General features: G+C 41.8%; 16 protein-coding genes. 6 read left to right on the top strand and 10 right to left on the bottom strand.

Features of this window, described 5'->3' with window-relative positions; all coding sequences use genetic code 11:
* Positions 1-6 precede the first annotated feature (6 nt).
* The 9 genes from AFM12_RS13425 to AFM12_RS13465 form a co-directional block, all read right to left on the bottom strand.
* A complete protein-coding gene (locus AFM12_RS13425; protein ID WP_055149078.1) occupies positions 7-1,407 on the bottom strand; it encodes an inorganic phosphate transporter in 1,401 nt (466 codons plus the stop codon).
* A 280-nt stretch (positions 1,408-1,687) separates the two neighbouring features.
* Entirely contained in the window at positions 1,688-3,223 is a 1,536-nt protein-coding gene (gpmI, locus tag AFM12_RS13430) for a 2,3-bisphosphoglycerate-independent phosphoglycerate mutase (RefSeq protein WP_055149080.1), read from the bottom strand.
* A 20-nt stretch (positions 3,224-3,243) separates the two neighbouring features.
* Positions 3,244-4,482 (bottom strand): M16 family metallopeptidase, encoded by a 1,239-nt coding sequence (locus tag AFM12_RS13435; RefSeq protein WP_055149082.1) that lies wholly within the window; start codon positions 4,480-4,482, stop codon positions 3,244-3,246.
* A 173-nt stretch (positions 4,483-4,655) separates the two neighbouring features.
* Complete coding sequence (locus AFM12_RS13440; protein ID WP_055149085.1) at positions 4,656-5,129, bottom strand: CBS domain-containing protein; 474 nt, start codon at positions 5,127-5,129, stop codon at positions 4,656-4,658.
* A 100-nt stretch (positions 5,130-5,229) separates the two neighbouring features.
* Complete coding sequence (locus tag AFM12_RS13445; protein ID WP_229308507.1) at positions 5,230-5,613, bottom strand: DUF1801 domain-containing protein; 384 nt, start codon at positions 5,611-5,613, stop codon at positions 5,230-5,232.
* The gene (locus tag AFM12_RS13450; RefSeq protein ID WP_055149087.1) at positions 5,591-7,024 is read right to left on the bottom strand and encodes a sulfatase; all 1,434 of its coding nucleotides are present in this window, start codon (positions 7,022-7,024) and stop codon (positions 5,591-5,593) included. Before AFM12_RS13450 ends, AFM12_RS13445 begins: the two co-directional genes overlap by 23 nt.
* Before the next feature lie 51 nt (positions 7,025-7,075).
* The gene (locus tag AFM12_RS13455) at positions 7,076-7,531 is read right to left on the bottom strand and encodes a tRNA (cytidine(34)-2'-O)-methyltransferase (protein ID WP_055149089.1); all 456 of its coding nucleotides are present in this window, start codon (positions 7,529-7,531) and stop codon (positions 7,076-7,078) included.
* 167 nt (positions 7,532-7,698) lie between these two features.
* Positions 7,699-8,130 (bottom strand): NfeD family protein, encoded by a 432-nt coding sequence (locus tag AFM12_RS13460; RefSeq protein WP_055149091.1) that lies wholly within the window; start codon positions 8,128-8,130, stop codon positions 7,699-7,701.
* A gap of 4 nt (positions 8,131-8,134) precedes the next feature.
* Complete coding sequence (locus AFM12_RS13465; protein ID WP_055149093.1) at positions 8,135-9,046, bottom strand: SPFH domain-containing protein; 912 nt, start codon at positions 9,044-9,046, stop codon at positions 8,135-8,137.
* Positions 9,047-9,347: 301 nt separating this feature from the next.
* Here AFM12_RS13465 and AFM12_RS13470 point away from each other — a divergent pair, with 301 nt between their 5' ends.
* Both AFM12_RS13470 and AFM12_RS13475 read left to right on the top strand, forming a co-directional pair.
* Positions 9,348-10,775 (top strand): pseudouridine synthase, encoded by a 1,428-nt coding sequence (locus AFM12_RS13470; protein ID WP_082391341.1) that lies wholly within the window; start codon positions 9,348-9,350, stop codon positions 10,773-10,775.
* Positions 10,776-11,045: 270 nt separating this feature from the next.
* Positions 11,046-11,621, top strand: a complete 576-nt coding sequence (locus AFM12_RS13475; protein WP_055149095.1) for a hypothetical protein — start codon at positions 11,046-11,048, stop codon at positions 11,619-11,621.
* Between the two features lie 74 nt (positions 11,622-11,695).
* Here the strand turns inward: AFM12_RS13475 and AFM12_RS13480 are convergent, their stop codons facing one another.
* A complete protein-coding gene (locus AFM12_RS13480) occupies positions 11,696-12,493 on the bottom strand; it encodes a T9SS type A sorting domain-containing protein (RefSeq protein ID WP_082391342.1) in 798 nt (265 codons plus the stop codon).
* Between the two features lie 210 nt (positions 12,494-12,703).
* Between AFM12_RS13480 and AFM12_RS19710 the strand changes: the two genes are divergently transcribed.
* The 4 genes from AFM12_RS19710 (at position 12,704) to AFM12_RS13500 (ending at position 17,361) form a co-directional block, all read left to right on the top strand.
* Complete coding sequence (locus tag AFM12_RS19710) at positions 12,704-12,895, top strand: hypothetical protein (protein ID WP_157687401.1); 192 nt, start codon at positions 12,704-12,706, stop codon at positions 12,893-12,895.
* Positions 12,896-13,132: 237 nt separating this feature from the next.
* A complete protein-coding gene (gene sucD / locus AFM12_RS13490; RefSeq protein ID WP_055149101.1) occupies positions 13,133-14,005 on the top strand; it encodes a succinate--CoA ligase subunit alpha in 873 nt (290 codons plus the stop codon).
* Between the two features lie 183 nt (positions 14,006-14,188).
* Positions 14,189-16,951 (top strand): ATP-binding protein, encoded by a 2,763-nt coding sequence (locus AFM12_RS13495; protein ID WP_055149103.1) that lies wholly within the window; start codon positions 14,189-14,191, stop codon positions 16,949-16,951.
* A 92-nt stretch (positions 16,952-17,043) separates the two neighbouring features.
* Positions 17,044-17,361 carry a LytTR family DNA-binding domain-containing protein gene (locus AFM12_RS13500; protein ID WP_055149105.1) on the top strand — a complete coding sequence of 106 codons (318 nt, stop codon included), beginning with the start codon at positions 17,044-17,046 and terminating at the stop codon, positions 17,359-17,361.
* Positions 17,362-17,570: the final 209 nt, after the last annotated feature.

Here is a 17,570-nt window from a genome sequence, read left to right on the forward strand (position 1 = left end):
GGTGCTTTATGACACAAACATTCTAAAAAGTAAAAACAAACCAGCAGATAAACCAATAGAAGCCGGCAATGTTAAAACCCAGGTTATCAATATATTTCTAATCGTATTTAACTGCAAATTTCCGAGGCCGTCTGAAGCCACCATTGTACCCGCCACACCTGAAGAAAGTGTATGTGTGGTACTAACCGGTAAACCAAAACCGGAAGCGAGACCGATAGTCGTGGCAGCCACTAACTCGGCAGAGGCTCCCTGAGCATAATTCAGGTGAGTTTTACCAATTTTTTCGCCTATGGTTACCACAATACGTTTCCAACTAAACATGGTACCCAAACCGAGAGAAAGTGATATTAACATAATCACCCAGAAAGGAGCAAAATCTACTAGCTTTCTGACTCCTTTTTCATCTTGTGTCAACAATTTTGATAGCTCCGATTTCTGACCCGCTGTCAAAGACGAATTCTCTAACTGAACTAAGTGACTCACATGATCAGAAAGTTTAAGTATAGATGCTCTGATATTGAGGTCTTCACCTTCAATATTGCCTGATGTTTTTATATACTGTATTTCTGATAGACTGCTTTCAATAAGGCCCATTTGATCATTATCGCTGGTTTCAATGGCATTCAGAATAGATTCAGCCTGAGTGATTTGGGGCATAACATCTTCTAATGATGTATTTGGCGAAAGAGCAAATTTGGCCGGTACAACAGCTACCAAAATTAGCATGATCAGCCCAATACCCTTCTGACCGTCGTTTCTGCCGTGAAAAAAACTCACTAATGTACTTGTGCTTATAAGGATACCTCTAATCCAGATTGGAGGCTTCTTCCTGACATCAGGTTCAGAGAAAATCATTTCTCTCTGACTGGCGGGAGCTACTTTTTTCAATATCGCCATAAGAATTATGGCAAGGGTAAACCCAATTACCGGAGCCATAAGCAGACCCGTAAAAATCTTTATGGCTTTTGACCAGTTAACAGATTCCAGAACGGTAGTGTTATTTGGCAGTAGAGCATAGCCTAAGGCGACTCCCAAAATAGCACCAATAAGTGTATGGGAACTACTTGACGGGATTCCAAAATACCAGGTTCCAAAATTCCAGATAATAGCTGAGAGCAGCATGGCGAACACCATGGCAAAGATTTCACCGGTGTTTTGATCAATCAATAAATCAATGGGGAGTAAGTGTATGATACTCAAACCGACGCCAATACCTCCGCTGATTACGCCAAGGAAGTTGACGACCCCAGACCAAACAACAGCACTTATTGGCTTCATTGAATTGGTATAGATCACCGTGGCTACCGCATTGGCAGTATCGTGAAAACCGTTTATGAATTCAAACACGCAGGCGGCAAACAGCACTATCCCGAGCAGGATGAAGACATCTGTCTCTAGATTAAACACTTTTATTCTTTAAAAATTGAGCTTTGTTAACTCATATCATATTGGTGCTGCAAATGTGACTATTTTGGAATTACCTTTGTATTATTTCTATATTAAGAAATTGTTAAGTTTAATAATATTACAACACAACAATCTCATTAATAATCATTTAACTATATACTTAGAAAACTATCTAATTAAGAAGGAATTGAATAATAATGAAAAAAGGGAGCGAAAAGGCTCCCTTTTTAAGTCTTCATAAGATGTATATTAATCAAGACGTAAAGCCTTATTGTTTCGACTACACAATTACGTTACCAGTCATCTCGGCCGGAATATCTACACCCATCATTGACAGGATCGTTGGAGATACATCACCTAACTTTCCATCTTTAGGTTGGCCTTTGTATTCCGGGTCAACTACAATAAACGGAACCAGATTCAGCGAGTGAGCAGTATTGACCGTTTTGTCATCATTGATCATATAATCAGCATTTCCGTGGTCGGCGATTACAATTGAGGCATAGCCATTTTCCAAGCCAGTTTCCACGACTTCTTTCAGACAACCATCTACTGTTTCCACAGCCTTTTTAACAGCCTCAAAATCGCCTGTGTGGCCTACCATGTCAGGGTTTGCAAAGTTTAGACAAACGAAATCAACTTCACCCTTTTTCAATTCAGGCAGAATACCATTTTTGATATCATTGGCAGCCATTTCAGGCTTCAGATCATACGTAGCAACATCTTTTGGAGACGGAGCGAGAATACGGCTCTCGCCCTCAAATTCTTTCTCACGACCACCACTAAAGAAGAATGTTACATGCGGATATTTCTCAGTCTCGGCAATTCTGATTTGCTTTTTGCCCGCATCCTGAAGTACCTCACCCATCGTGTTTTTGAGATTGTCTTTCTCATAAATCACTCCTACATTTTTGTAGGTGGCATCGTAGTTTGTCATGGTGATATATTTCAAATCCAGCGGATGCATATTCTGCTCGTGATAAGAAGTTTGCGTTAGCACCTCCGTAATTTCACGGCCACGGTCAGTTCTGAAGTTGAAACACAAAACCACATCGCCATCTTCAATTTTGGCAATCGGCTCTTCATGTTGTGTTACAATAATCGGCTTCATGAATTCGTCGGTTATGCCAGCTTCATAAGCCTCCTGAATAGTGGTTAACAGGCCGCCATTAGAAACATAATGCTCACCTTCGCCGTGCACCATGGCATCATAGGCCAGTTTTACACGATCCCATCTTTTATCGCGGTCCATAGCATAGTAGCGACCCACCACTGAGGCGATTTGCCCACCGGTGCTGGCCATAGACAGCTGAAGATCTGCAATAAAGTCTCTACCTGATTTCGGGTCGGTATCGCGGCCATCCAGGAAAGCATGCACAAAAACATCTCTTACACCTGCTTCACCAGCGATTTTGCAAAGGCCTTTCAGGTGGTTAATATGCGAGTGCACACCTCCATCCGAAACAAGACCGATGAAATGCACTTTTTTGTGCTCTTTTTTAGCGTAGCTCAATGCCTCTGTCAAAACCGGTTCTTGAGCCAGGCGACCTTCGTTGATTTCAATATTGATTTTCTCCAGCTGCTGATAAACCACTCGACCGGCACCGAGATTCATGTGACCTACCTCTGAGTTACCCATCTGGCCATCGGGCAAACCTACAGCCAGCCCGCAGGCTTCGAGTGTGCTGTGCGGATAAGAGGCCATTAAATGATCGAAATATGGAACATTGGCGGCATCAATGGCAGACCTCCACTCCTCTCCTTTTTTAGGGATTCCCCAGCCGTCAAGGATAATTAATTGTACTTTCTTACTCACGGTTCTATTGCTTTAAGGTGTTAATTCTTTGATTGGTATAATAAAGTGCTGCTATTTTCTTTTCTCAAGACTTCGGCAGCCATGTTTTTCATATCGTATTGCGTCACAGCTCTCAATTTTTCTGCATCGGCATTGCAAAGTTCAGGGTCTCCATAGTTGGCTGTAAAAGCAAGACTCATGGCTCTGTTGAGCAATTCCACCTCTGAAAACTGCAAAGTAGATTCGGCCTGATTTTTAACTTTCTCCAGCTCTTTTTCACCGAGCTTCATCTCCTTCACTTCCTCAACAATTTTTTCAACAGCTGCATTCCCTTCTTCCAAACTAACACCTTTATTCAAATGCCCCTGAATTACTAGCATTCCGGGGTCAAGCGAACCCATCACATGAGCCGAAATGCTGTTAAACAGCTTTTGATCCTGTACCAGACTTGTATAGAGTCTTGAAGACTTTCCGCGACCCAGTACGTCACTGATCAAGTCGGCCGTAAAATAATCCTTGTCATATCTGCCAGGCATGTGATAAGCCTTGAACAAAGCATTGAGCGGAACCGCCGCTTCGGTGGTTGTATATCTTGCTTCGTTTTGTCTCGGCTCTTTTGGCAAGTTTCTATTTATCGGTTCCCCGGCAGGAATATCACCAAACCATTTTTCAGCCAAAGCTTTTAGTTGAGAAAGCTCAATATTACCCGCAACTACCAGTGTCGCATTATTCGGACGATAAAAACGAAAAAAGAAGTCTTTGACATCTTCCAGAGTAGCATCCTCAATATGCTTGATTTCTTTACCAATAGTAGCCCAACGATACGGGTGCTTTTGATAAGTCAAAGGTCTTAATTTCAACCAAACATCGCCGTAGGGCTGATTGAGATAACGTTGTTTAAACTCTTCAATAACCACTTTACGTTGTACCTCCAGAACTTTCGGGTCAAAAGAAAGACTCATCATTCGGTCAGATTCAAGCCAAAAAGCAGTCTCAATATTTTCAACCGGCAGTGTGACGTAATAGTTAGTTACATCCGGTGAAGTGAAGGCATTGTTTTCACCACCAACTTTTTGAAGAGGGGCGTCAAAACTTTGAATATTCTTACTACCACCAAACATCAAATGTTCAAAAAGATGAGCAAAACCTGTCTTGTTCTCGTCTTCATCACGAGAGCCCACATTATAGACGATATTAACAGCCGCCATTGGTGTGGTTTTATCCTGATGAAGGTAAATATTGAGGCCATTGGCCAGCTGAAAGTGCTCGTAATGAATCATTCGCCCTTGTTGAGGTTGCAAAAATAAGAACCTCAGTCGGTCTGTTGTAAAATTGACAATTAATTATGCAGAATTATTGAGCACAGGAACATGGAAGACATGGATACCCCGGATTTTCACCGCTATTTACATCGACCAAAAAAAACATCCTACACCTGACTTCCAACGCCACTCTAGTTCCTCGGTTGAGAATTCATATCCCGTATGGCTCTCAGTACATCTCTTCGACTGATTTGACCTGCCAATTTTCCCTGATGGTCTTTCACCAATAATCGCTTATATGGGGTAGTGAGAAAAACATTGGCTACCCGAACCATATCGTAATCAACGGTAATTTCCTTCATCACATTTGACATATACTCCGAAACCGTATCCCGCTCAAGCGGTTGGTTGTAATAAGCACTTCCCAGGAGCATATTGAGGCAGTCTTTGTCATCAATCAAACCAACGACGTCGCCATTGTCATTCAGCACCGGTGCACCTGTAATCCGTTTATCCAAAAGTGTATGTAACACTTCCATAACAGGAGTGTCTTCTTTGATAGTAATCAACTTTTTTATGGGAGTCATGTACTCTGTCACAGAGGGAACGTGAAGCGTGGTGGCAGACTGCCAATCTTCTATACGACGGTTTTGGAAATTCTTCATAGATTCAATAGGTTTTGGTGATTGAAAGTGCCGTGCTGCAATTGCGGGGCATCTCTAAATATACCAAAAAAACCTGAAAATCAAAGCTTTGCAGAGGGTACTATTTCGCTTGAACAACGCCGTTTCTGTATAAATCAAGAGCCTTTTGAAGAATGGACTGTATATCATCAATCGGCAAATCAGCTTCGGGATTAACGTAAAAAACCTTCATTCGCTTTCTGGAACCCTCCTCGAGTTTCGGATGATTCAGGTGCTCGCCCTCTACCATGAGCAGGTATGGCAAACCCGACTTTTTGTCTGTCCAGAGATAGCAAAACATCTTGTTTTTATAACAAAAGCAAGGCATGCCGTACTTGGTGGTTTCGCTCACATTTTCATCCTGCTCCAGAATGATGGATCGCAGGGCTAGCAGGCAGCTTTTGTGAGGTTCGGCTTTTGAAAGGTAAAAGTCGTTCAGTTGATCATTCATCGGTGTTGTATTCATCTCTTATTCCCAGACGATTCTCAATTAATTTTGAAAACTCCTCTACCAAAGCCGGGTTTGCGATAGCTATGTTTTGGGTTTCTCCTTCAGAGGAAAGGTGATCATAGAGCTCAGCAAAACCATCTTCATGTAAAATAAACCGGTACTGGTCATTTCTCATGGTTTGGGCATTACTTATGTAACCATAAGCAGAATGCCCTGACACGTTTTTATCTGAAAGAAAGAGGCTCAATGATTCTCCATGTACAAAATCCGGTTTGGGAAGGTTTGTCAGTTCGCAGAGAGTAGGAAAAATATCCAGTGTTTCAACAATTTCTGCGGTTTCTCCCGGGCTTTGAGCTTCCGGGTCAAAAATGATCAAGGGCGAGTGTAAAGACTCTTCAAAAAGACTATGCTTGCCCCAAATGGCGTGTTCGCCAAGATGCCAGCCGTGGTCTCCCCACAAAACAACAATAGTTTTTTTGTCCGCCCCTGTTTCTTTCAGTTTTTGCAGAATTTTACCCACCTGAGCATCGGCATAACTGATGCAGGTGGCATAGTGTTTTTTAAGTTCAAGAGCAAAATCCTCATCTTCATTAGCTTCCTGACCCCACATATTATACTGTCTGAACTCTCCCGAGCCATGCCAGGTGGTTCTTCCCTCCGGTTTCTCAGGATGTTTAGTTTCTGGAAATTTAACCTCCTCGTAGAGGTCATAATACTTTTTTGGAGCCCCGAAAGGTAAATGCGGTTTGATCAAACCAACGGCCAGAAAGAAGGGTTGGTCCTTTCGGGAAAGTTCACTTAGCTGATTAAGTGCTTCTTCAGTGATAAGTCCATCCGGGTAAATCTCATCGCCACCTTCAGCGGATTGATAAACATCCATTTTAGACTCTTTGACTCGGATTTCTCCATTGGCCAAACCGTGCATTGTTCCACGAGGATGTTGCCATTCGGCCACAGGCATAAGATGTTTATCCCAGGCATTTGGCATTTCAATGACACTTTCGTCATTCCAATCATCCCCTCCCCTGCCACCAGGGTGATGCGAAACTTTACCAACAGAGACTGTAGTATAACCATGATTTCTAAACCACTCAGGCATAGTGGCATAACGAAGAGAATCTTCAACTTTACTTCTTTGGAAAAGGGCGTAGTTGCCTGCAGGGCCATAGCGGCCTGTTAATAAGGTATAACGTGACGGTCCACAGCTCGGAGCATTGACATAATGACTTTTAAATGCGAAACCTTTTGCTGCCAAACCGTCAATATTAGGTGAGGAGATGTGGGTTGCCCCAAAGCTTTTCAGCTCAGGCCGCAGATCATCAATACAAATTAAAAGAACGTTTTTAGCCCGTTCCTCCTCCGGTTTGCAGGCGAAAAATCCCAAAAGAAAGAGAAAAAGAAGATTTGCAGGCTTAATTGAAGTCATTTCCGGGTTGAATTATCCTTAAAGATAAGAAGGCCTTGGGACAGAACAACCTTAAGCTCCCAGTCTTCTCAAACCTTCATAAACCACAATGCTCACTGCATTTGACAGGTTGAGGCTTCTGATGTTTTTGCTGTGAATAGAAATTTTATAAAGTTGATTTTTAAACTTTTCGGTGATTGACTTCGGTAGGCCTTTCGATTCTTTACCGAAAACCAGAAAGAGGTCATCCTGAAATGGAATCTCGAGGTAGTCTTTTTCCCCATGACTGCTTAGAAAAGCCATTTTGCTTACCTCGTTTTTCTCAAAAAACTCGTCAATATTTTCGTAAGTATGAAGCTCCACATGCTTCCAGTAATCAAGGCCAGCTCGTTTGAGACGTTTATCGGTGATTTCGAAACCAAAGGGTTTCACCAGATGAAGGCGGGAACCGGAGGCAAGACTGAGCCGACCGATGTTGCCTGTATTGTTCGGAATCTCCGGCTCTATCAAAACGATATTCAAAGGCATACCGCAAAGAAGGGCATCATTGCGGGGTTTTCAAAATTTGGAAAACGAGTTATAAGACTGCCGAGCCCCAGTAGGAGACTCTGTTCGAGAGAATACAAGGTTAAAGAACCACTCAAAATAAAAAGACCCTGAAATATCAGGGTCTTTCATCCTAGTTTAATTTAAAATTACTCAGGCTCCACCATCAGGCGAATACCGTCGATTTTGCGAATAATTACCTGCTCGCCTTTAGGTATCGCTTCCATATGAAGATTCTCGGCGATCCAGTCGGCTCCGCGGTAAAACACTTTACCTTCGCCTTTGGCGGGGATATCCTGCGATACTTTGGCCCGCTCATTCAGCATTTCATGATACTCTTCGCCCTTGCGAAAAAACATCTCTTTGAACTGCCTTCTGAAGAGTAACATCGACCCTACAGAAACCACAGAAAAAGCAATCAATTGCGAGAGCAGGTCAGGCGTTACATCCAGATAGGTCAGTAATGCTGCGGCAAGTGCCCCTAATCCAAAAAACATAAAGAAAAAGGAAGTGGCTACCAGCTCTGCCACCAAAAGCAGAACACCCACAATAGCCCAAATTTCAAGGTTTGATAATTCCATTGGCTTACTTTTTATCGGTTTGTTTAATCACTGTCATTGCTGATGCGATCACAGACCCCACATCAGTAAGGTTAGACGGCAGTATCAAGGTATTGCCTTCTTTGGCCAGTTTACCAAACTGCTCAATATATTGCTCAGCCACCTGTAGCTGTACGGCTTCCATACCGCCTTTACTGTTGATAGCCTCGGCTACTTTGCGGATACTCTCAGCAGTAGCGTCAGCCACAGAAAGAATAGCAGCAGCCTCACCTTCGGCATTATTAATCTGCTCCAGCTTTTGAGCCTCAGAGTTTAAAACAACCCTTTGTTTTTCTCCTTCGGCAATGTTAATCGCTGACTGCTGACGACCTTCTGATTCCAGAATAACCGCACGTTTTTCACGCTCTGCCTGCATCTGTTTTTCCATGGCCATAAGTACCGTTTGTGGCGGGTCAATATTTCTGATTTCATAGCGAAGCACCTTCACACCCCAGCCAATAGCCGCTTCATCAATAGCAGCCACCACAGCCTGGTTAATGGCCATACGCTCCACAAAAGTTTTGTCAAGGTCAATTTTACCGATCTCTGAACGCATGGTGGTTTGAGCCAGCTGCGTTACCGCAAAAACGTAATCATTGATACCGTAAGATGCTTTATGTGGGTCTACTACTTGTAAGAATATCACACCATCTACTTTCACCTGAACGTTATCTTTGGTGATACACACCTGCTCATGAATGTCATAAGCTTGTTCTTTCAGGCTGTGTTTATAAGCGACTCTATCTACAAAAGGAGCCACGAAATTAATACCCGGCTGCAAGGTGGAATGATATTTACCAAGTCTTTCAATAATGTAGGCCTTTTGCTGGGGCACCACTTTAATAATAGACCAGGCCACCAGTACCAGCAGCACTACAATTGCAATTGCTATAATCATGTTTATAAGAGGTTAATTCGGTAACGAGTGGAAACTACCGAGAGTAAGTAAAAGTGTTTGAGCCACACCTCAATTTTGTTGTACTAAAATTAGCAAAATGGCCAATATACGGCAATGGAAATCGGACAAACGCCCCCCGGAATCCAAGAAAATCGATTCCCTGATGATGAATGGTATTTTACCGTTTTGAGCTATAGCAAAAACATGATGTACCCCAAATAATGGTAGCCAATGACATAAAGTGATGGAATAAAGCTAATTTTGTGACTCACAAAAACTTACAGTAGAGACTACTGCAATTATGGCAAAAGATTTCGATAAAAACAGAGACGAAAGAAAGGACAATAAGTCAGGAAAAGGAGAAAACAAGAGCTTCAGAAAGTTCGATAAAAAAGGAGAATCTTCTTTCAAAAAGTTCTCAAACGATGACCGCAAGAGTGGTCAGAAAAAATTTGACCGAAACGAAAGCTTTGGAGATCGTAAACCGGGTTTCAAAAAGTTCTCAAAAGACGATAATCAAAGCGAAGGCCGCAGAGGTGGTCAAAAACGTTTTGACAGAGACAATCGGGATAGCGAGGGAGAAAAAAGATCAGGCTTCAAGAAGTTTGACGGTGAAAAGAGAGAAGGTGGTTTCAAAAAGTTTGGTAAAGGATCGGGCGACCGAAGAGAAGGTGGATTCAGAAGAGATAATGCTGAAGATTCCCGTCGTTTTGATGATCGTAAACCAAGCTTCAAAAAATTTGACAAAGACAGAAAACCGGGTGGTTTCAAAAAGTATGATCGTGATAACTCTGAAGGGTCAGAGGACAAACCACGTTTTGACCGAAAGCCGGGCTTCAAGAAATTTGATGGGGAAGAGCGTAAAACCGGCTTCAGGAAGTTTGGGGGTGATCGCAGAGATTCGGGCAAAGACCGTCAGGTTGGTATGAAAAGACCTCCACGCTATGATGAGGAAAGCCTGAAAAGAAAGGCTCCCTTCAGGGCTAAAAAGAATATTGAGGAAAACGCAAAACCAGACGATGAGGATATTCGCCTCAATAAATACATCGCAAACTCAGGCCTTTGTAGTCGCAGAGAAGCCGATGAGCTCATAGCCTCGGGCATGATCAAGGTCAATGGCAAAGTAGTCACCGAAATGGGTTACAAAGTCAAAGACTCGGATACCGTGAAATATGGCAAGGACGTGCTCAGCCGTGAGCGAATGATGTATATCCTGCTCAATAAGCCGAAAGATTTCATTACCACAATGGATGACCCTGAAGAGCGTAGAACTGTGATGGATCTTGTTGCCGGAGCCTGTAAAGAGCGTGTTTATCCAGTTGGTCGATTAGATAGAAACACCACGGGTCTTCTGCTTTTAACCAACGACGGCGAACTGACAGAAAAGCTGACACATCCTTCAGGTAATGTTCGTAAAATCTATCAGGCCGAACTGGACAAGCCTTTCTCTGAAGAACATTTTGACCTACTTAAAGTGGGCATTGAACTGGAAGATGGTTTTATAAAACCTGACCAGTTGGCCTATGTTACCCCTGATGCTGAGGTGGTTGGCATTGAAATTCATTCTGGTAAAAACAGGATTGTCCGTCGTATTTTTGAGCATTTGGGTTATGAGGTTACTAAACTTGACCGCACCACTTTCGGCGGTTTAACCAAAAAAGACCTGCCTCGCGGCAAATGGCGTTTTCTCTCTGAAAAAGAGGTGATTATGCTGAAGTATTTATTGTAATGCGGCGATGTTTGGTGTTTGATATTTCTGACCGGTGACAGTTGACGCCTGCCTGTCGGCATACAGGGATGACAGAAATTAATAACTTGTAAATGGTTTAAATATTTCTGTCAACTCAAGGTAATCTGACACTAAAGCCGATTTACCAGGTGACTTTGTGAGTTGATCGCTCGCAGCCGATGGAATATTACAGATAGCCGTTCACATAATTTCATTTTGACAAATCGATCAATAAAAGTATTTTCGGAACAACATTAACCCCATAAAATAATGGCAGAAAGCACAGAAAACGAAAAAGATTTGACAGGCAAAGCTAAAAACATCGCTTCTAAAGCTGCAGCTGAAGTAAAGGAAGAATTTAACGAGCTGAAGCAAGAAGCAGCTGAAGCCTCTGAAAAAGTTAAAGGAATGGCTTCAAAGGCGGCGGCTGAAGCCAAAGAAGAATTCAATGAACTGAAAGAGGATGCCGCTGAGGCTGCTGGAAAAGCCAAGGCATTTGCCGGAAAAGCGAAAGCAGAAGCAGCCGAAAAAATGGCCGATTTGAAAGAAGATGCTGAAGAGGCTATCGATGAGGCAAAGGAAAAAGTGCAGGAGCTGGCTAAGGAGGCTGAAGAAGCTGTGAACAAGGCGAAAGATAAAGTCAAAGCCATGATGCAGGATGAAAAAGTACAAAAAATGAAAGCTGAAGCCTCTGAGAAAATGGAGGACATGAAAGAGGATCTTGAAGAAGCTGCGGACAAAGCCAAAGCAAAGGCCTCAGAACTCGCACACGAAGCTGAAGAAGCCGTTGAGGAAATTTCTAAGAAGGCGAAAGGCTTTTTTGCAAGACTTTTCGGCAAGAAGTAAAGCCTCTTAGATTCAAAAAAAAGCCCTTCCAAGTTTAACTTAGAAGGGCTTTATTATTTTAGATAGACCTTAAATTAATCAATAACCACACGGCGGGTCACTCCATCATCTCCTTGACTTACAATGACGAAGTAGGTGCCTTTTTCGGCTTTTTTGAGTTCAAGCTGACCTACATATTCACCTTTGAAATTTTTGGCTTCTTTCTTCGCCACTACGTTGCCTTTGGTATCTAAAATGGTGATGTTCACATCTCCTTCTTCAGGAGCGAAGAATTTAATATTCACAATCTCTGTATCCGGCTTATTCGGGAAAACGTCCAAGCCTCTAATCGTAGAAGACGGTGTAAATTCTCTGATCATATCGTCAGTCCAGGCATATACGCGAGGCATGCTTCTTTGAATCTGACGCGGAAGCTCTTCACCGAGTACTCTCATTTCGTCTCCAAACCTTTCCATCTCCCACTGGAACTCATCCCAACCATCTGAGCCACCCTTGCGACCTTTTTTGTAGACTCTTACACCCGGCGAACGATCATGATGAAACTCGAAGTCTTCATCATCCATTTTAAATTCAAAGTCTTCGTCAAAATCTTCAAGACGCTCAATTCTGCGATCTTCATCAATTACAATTTTAACTTTTTTGTCTTTGCCAATATCTCCGATTAGAGAATCTTGGAGGCTTTCCATCACTCGTTGACGTTCCGCTTCAGACATACCAGTGGCATCAATTTCTTTCTCGATCACTTGAACTTCACCATCGATATTCTTTTCCACCCTGATTTTGATTTTGTCTTCACTTTTTTGAGCGAAGACAGCCGTACTCATAAAGCCTGCAAAAGCCATCAGAGTTACTTTAGATAATAGATTTTTCATTTTTCATGTTGGTTTATTTTGACTTACTGCCTAGGCGGCAACAACAATACAAACTTAGACCTTCCATTTCTTAATTTCTGTTAAAGAAACTTAAAACAACAAACCACTCATTATCAATCCTTTATTCCTACTGAATTTAACTTTCCTCAAATCCGTTGTATATTGCACTTTCAACGGCAATTTCCATTTGCCACCTTACGTTGCTTTAGTATGTTAAAAAAAATTTCGATCATCCTCGCCTTTTTTATGCTAACCGGTGTCAGTTACAGCTGCTCCGTCCTTCAGCCTGACCATATCACCTTCTCCAAAAACAAAAGAGGGAAACGCAAGAAAAACGGTCGCTACAAAAAAAGAAAGAAGCTTTTCGGCAAAAAAAACGACTGCGACTGTCCGAAGCATTAATGAGCACTCTGATGTTTCGTTTTGATTCACAAGGTCAAACATCGAGTACCCTTCGTCCTGCCAATTTTAACTATTTCAAGACCTGTCAAAGCCCGATACCATCCATTTAAGCCAGATGGTCAAAATTATCTCGGAAATCAGCCGAGGTGATTTTGTATTTTTCTTATTTCAACCTACTTTTGGCATCCAAATGAAAAGGGGTATAAACTGCCCTTCAATCTCAAAAATTAATTTTAGATGAGCGTACTGGTAAATAAAGATTCCAAGGTTATAGTTCAGGGTTTTACTGGCTCTGAGGGTACATTCCATGCAAGTCAGATGATAGAGTATGGTACCAATGTGGTAGGTGGTGTAACGCCGGGTAAAGGTGGCCAGACGCACCTTGATCGTCCTGTTTTTAATACTGTTGAAGAAGCTGTAGAAAAAGCTGGTGCTGATGTATCTATCATTTTTGTACCTCCTGGATTTGCCGCAGACGCCATCATGGAAGCCGCAGATGCCGGTATTAAAGTGATCGTGTGTATCACTGAAGGTATTCCTACAAAAGATATGATCACTGCTAAGACCTACATTCAAGGTAAAGACTGTACGCTGATAGGCCCTAACTGTCCAGGTGTAATTACTCCGGGCGAAGCCAAAGTAGGTATCATGCCGGGTTTCATCTTCAAGAAAGGAAAAATCGGAATCGTTTCTAAGTCAGGTACCTTAACATATGAAGCTGCTGACCAGATCGTTAAAGCTGGATACGGTATCTCTACTGCTATTGGTATTGGTGGTGACCCAATCATTGGTACTCCTACAAAGAATGCAGTTGAGTTGTTAATGAATGACCCTGAAACTGAAGCCATCGTTATGATCGGCGAAATTGGAGGAAACTATGAGGCTGTTGCTTCTGAATATATAAAATCAACTGGCAACAAGAAGCCAGTTGTTGGTTTCATTGCAGGTCAAACCGCTCCTAAAGGTAAACGTATGGGCCATGCCGGTGCTATCATCGGTGGAGCTGATGATACCGCTGAAGCAAAAATGAAAATTATGGCCGAGTGCGGTATTCACGTTGTGCAGTCACCTGCAGAAATTGGCGATATGATGGTGAAGGCTTTGAGCTAAACTAATCTTCAAATACATAAATTTAGAGAAGGGCTGACGACAACATCAGCCCTTCTTTTGTTCTTCATACAGTTCTTTTAAACCCTTGTATAGGTTTGACTCGTATGTCCCATGAATTTTGATTCAAAACGAATTAACAATTCACAAGCTTTAATATATTTGACTAAGCCTTGTAAACTATAAATGACAGCCAGAATACTCTGTATTTTGATTTTCTTGGGTTCTTTTCAGTTAAATGCCGCGAAAATTCCTTTAACGGGTGATATTGCCGAACCTCTCAACATTACATCACAAACTGAGTTTTTCGAGGATGTCAAAGGCACATCCGAGGTCAATAGTCTTTCTCATGAAAATTTTAAGCCCCTCAAAGGAGACTTTATGCTCGTCCCCTTTTCTGACAATGCCCTTTGGTTAAAAGTATCGTTAAAAAACGAAGCCAAATCAGGTCAGGAATGGATTCTTCAATATTCGAACGAATTATCAGAAGATATTCAGCTTTATCGCTATGATTCCACAAAATCAGCCTACATCCTGGCAGACACATGGGATATTAACACCTCAAAAAAACGCAATTTTAAAGGACAAGAACCTTACTTTAAATTCACTCCAGCACGGCAAGAAACCATTTATTTAAGATTAAAAAATCAAAGGGGCATAAGAAGTAGCCTGTATATTTTTCCTGCCTCTATTTACCCGGATGTACTTCTTGATTATCAGGGTGAGCGACTTTTTCTTTTTGGGCTTCTGGCTTTCAGACTTTTACTGGTTCTAACCCTGGGTATTTTTGTAATCAAAGACAAAGGTTTCAGGGCATACTCACTCTTCATTCTTATCAAAACTTTTGGTTATTGGGGATTGATCAATGTGATGAATCCTGATTTTGTAACTTCAGTTGAGATTGGGAATAAAGTCAATTTCTTGTTTTATGCCTCTTCACCTTTCGGAGTTATTCTCTTCAGTCTAATGGTTCTTCCGCTAGAGAAACTTCCGGGCTGGATTAAAACAGGCTTCTATATCCTTTTGGCTTTATGTACTCTCTCTCATGTCATGGTCTGGGTTAGCTACAACTGGCATTATGTTTCCATGGGTCTGTGGGTGGTTTTAATGACTTCCGTCTTTTCTATCGGAAGTTTTGTGTACGCCGCTTGCCGTAAACTTCCAATTCAGAACTTCTATTCCATCCCATTTATGTTGGGCATTGGAGGTTATGTTCTTATGAATTTTCAGGTTCTCACAGGTATTAAGATTCCTTTGGCTCTTTTACTGGCTTTCATACTCCTCGTAGCTGAACTTTTGGTATTTATTTTCTTTTTAGGGCGAATTTTCAGTCAGACACAAATGAAAGGCATAATTGCCGACCAGCAGCTGGAGAACGAGCGTATTCAATCTGAGAAACTGATGGAGCTTGATAATCTGAAAACAAGTTTCTTTACTAACATTTCACACGAACTCAAAACACCTTTAACACTGATCAGTGGGCCGCTGGCGGAATTAAGAAAGCGTTATCCGGAGGAAAAGTTGCTGGATATGATGCAGCCAAACGTTACCCGCCTTCGTGATCTGGTGAGTCAGATACTGGACATTCAAAAACTAGACTCTGGTAAAGAGCCGCCATTTATCGTAAAAGCAGATCTTGCCCGGCAAATCAGGCTGCAGGTACTTTCATTTGAGTCATTGGCTACGGCCAAAAACATGAAATTAAGTTTCGGCCAAAATAAAGAGGAATTTGAGGCTTATTTTGATGATGATAAACTGAATAAAATTATCAGCAACCTTTTATCAAATGCCATTAAATATTCCCCTGAGGTCAGCGAAGTTTTGGTCAATGTACACTATGACATTCGGCCCAAAAAAGTTAGCATTAGTGTAGCGGATAGTGGTTTCGGTATTCCTGAGAAAGATATCCTTCATATTTTCGATAAGTTCTATCAGGTTAATTCTCAAAAGCATCAGGGCTCTGGCGTGGGACTTTCTTTGGTGAAAGAACTTGTAGATTTGCTTCAAGGTAAAATTGAAGTGTTTAGTAACACTGGGGTGGGAACCACATTTTTGGTAGAGCTACCGGCAGATGAGAAAACCTGGCAGAATTTTGTTGATGAAGAAAGCAAACCTTCCGCCGACTTCATTATTCCGGAAAAAACATCAAAAAACGCACAGTCCCATTCCGGTGAAGATCAAAGGCATGATGAGAAAAAACTGATTCTAATCGTAGAAGATAATCCTGATATGCAGGAGTATCTTTTCGAGATATTGCATGAAGAGTATGACCTTATCAGAGCTTTTGACGGAAAAGAAGGGATTCTAAAGGCAGGTATGGAGATCCCGGATCTAATCATTACCGATTTGATGATGCCCGTTATGGATGGTCTGGAGTTTAGTAAAAATATCAGGGAGAATTTAGCTTCAAGCCATGTGCCAATAATCATGCTCACTGCAAAAAGTGACAAAACCGCCAAGTTGCAGAGTTTAGAAATTGGTATCGATCATTACCTGACCAAGCCCTTTGACCCGGACGAACTGATTGGTGTTATCAATAGCTGCCTTTCAAACAGGGCCATACTTAGGGAAGCCTTTTCTCAAAATGTGGCAGAGCCAGCTCTTAAAATTGAAAAAGAAACCAATCCTTGGGAGAAAGCTTTCATCGCGGAATTACAGGATTTTCTGGAAATCCACTATCAGGACTCATCACTTTCAGTACCCGCTATTGCGACAAAAATGAACATGAGTGAGTCGCAATTGAGAAGAAAACTCAAAAGCATCAGCTCTTATTCTCCCAATGAATACATCAGAAAGTTCAGACTTCAGAAAGCTCTATTTCTGTTACAGACTACTGAAACCAGTGTCTCTGAGATCGCTTTCAAAGTCGGATTTGAGAATCTATCCTATTTTTCAAAAATCTTCCAGTCAGAATTCAACAAAGCACCCTCTGAGGTTCCGAGAAGTTAAGTTCAGCCTGAAATAAGTCAAAGATTGTCCGAAATGTGTTAATGCCGAAATAGGGTTTTCATGAGTTTTGAAGTCTCAAAAACTCAATCACCGTGAAAAAACTAATCTTACCTTCCAAACAGGAAATTCCACTAGACGAAATAGTTTATCTGGAGAGCGATAGCAATTACACCCAAATCTACATTAGAGGGCAAAGACGGATTATCGCCGCCAAGAGTCTTTGCCATGTTTTTAACGGCATCACAACAGATAGTTTTATAAGGATTAACCGAAGCCAAGTTATCAATACCTTGTATGTCAAAGGCTTTTTAAGTTCAGATCAGTTTGCACTGATTACCCTTAAGAACGGGCAAACTCTAAAGACCTCCCGGAGAAGAACCGACAATTTTTTAAAAGCTATTCAGGCATAAAATTCAATATCGAATAACTATTGAATGGCTATTCTCCATTTCAATTTTTAGTCATTAAGCGTATTCATGAGGTTTTCTCCAAAAACTCTGCAGAATGATATCCAAAAACTCAAAAACCACACCACCGAAACCTCAGCAAAGCCTCCGGGTATTTCAACAAGAGCAACGGTGAAACAGTCATCGGAAATCTGGTTTATAAATGTGATAAA

It is taken from the genome of Jiulongibacter sediminis, from assembly GCF_001306455.1.
GTDB lineage: Bacteria > Bacteroidota > Bacteroidia > Cytophagales > Spirosomataceae > Jiulongibacter > Jiulongibacter sediminis.

What these genes read in the sequence shown, in the direction of transcription:
- AFM12_RS13435 (WP_055149082.1), bottom strand. Translation starts at nt 4,482, where the DNA reads ATGATTCATTACGAGCACTTTCAGCTGGCCAATGGCCTCAATATTTAC.
- AFM12_RS13440 (WP_055149085.1), bottom strand. Translation starts at nt 5,129, where the DNA reads ATGAAGAATTTCCAAAACCGTCGTATAGAAGATTGGCAGTCTGCCACC.
- AFM12_RS13445 (WP_229308507.1), bottom strand. Translation starts at nt 5,613, where the DNA reads ATGAATACAACACCGATGAATGATCAACTGAACGACTTTTACCTTTCA.
- AFM12_RS13450 (WP_055149087.1), bottom strand. Translation starts at nt 7,024, where the DNA reads ATGACTTCAATTAAGCCTGCAAATCTTCTTTTTCTCTTTCTTTTGGGA.
- AFM12_RS13455 (WP_055149089.1), bottom strand. Translation starts at nt 7,531, where the DNA reads ATGCCTTTGAATATCGTTTTGATAGAGCCGGAGATTCCGAACAATACA.
- AFM12_RS13460 (WP_055149091.1), bottom strand. Translation starts at nt 8,130, where the DNA reads ATGGAATTATCAAACCTTGAAATTTGGGCTATTGTGGGTGTTCTGCTT.
- AFM12_RS13465 (WP_055149093.1), bottom strand. Translation starts at nt 9,046, where the DNA reads ATGATTATAGCAATTGCAATTGTAGTGCTGCTGGTACTGGTGGCCTGG.
- AFM12_RS13470 (WP_082391341.1), top strand. Translation starts at nt 9,348, where the DNA reads ATGGCAAAAGATTTCGATAAAAACAGAGACGAAAGAAAGGACAATAAG.
- AFM12_RS13475 (WP_055149095.1), top strand. Translation starts at nt 11,046, where the DNA reads ATGGCAGAAAGCACAGAAAACGAAAAAGATTTGACAGGCAAAGCTAAA.
- AFM12_RS13480 (WP_082391342.1), bottom strand. Translation starts at nt 12,493, where the DNA reads ATGAAAAATCTATTATCTAAAGTAACTCTGATGGCTTTTGCAGGCTTT.
- AFM12_RS19710 (WP_157687401.1), top strand. Translation starts at nt 12,704, where the DNA reads ATGTTAAAAAAAATTTCGATCATCCTCGCCTTTTTTATGCTAACCGGT.
- sucD (WP_055149101.1), top strand. Translation starts at nt 13,133, where the DNA reads ATGAGCGTACTGGTAAATAAAGATTCCAAGGTTATAGTTCAGGGTTTT.
- AFM12_RS13495 (WP_055149103.1), top strand. Translation starts at nt 14,189, where the DNA reads ATGACAGCCAGAATACTCTGTATTTTGATTTTCTTGGGTTCTTTTCAG.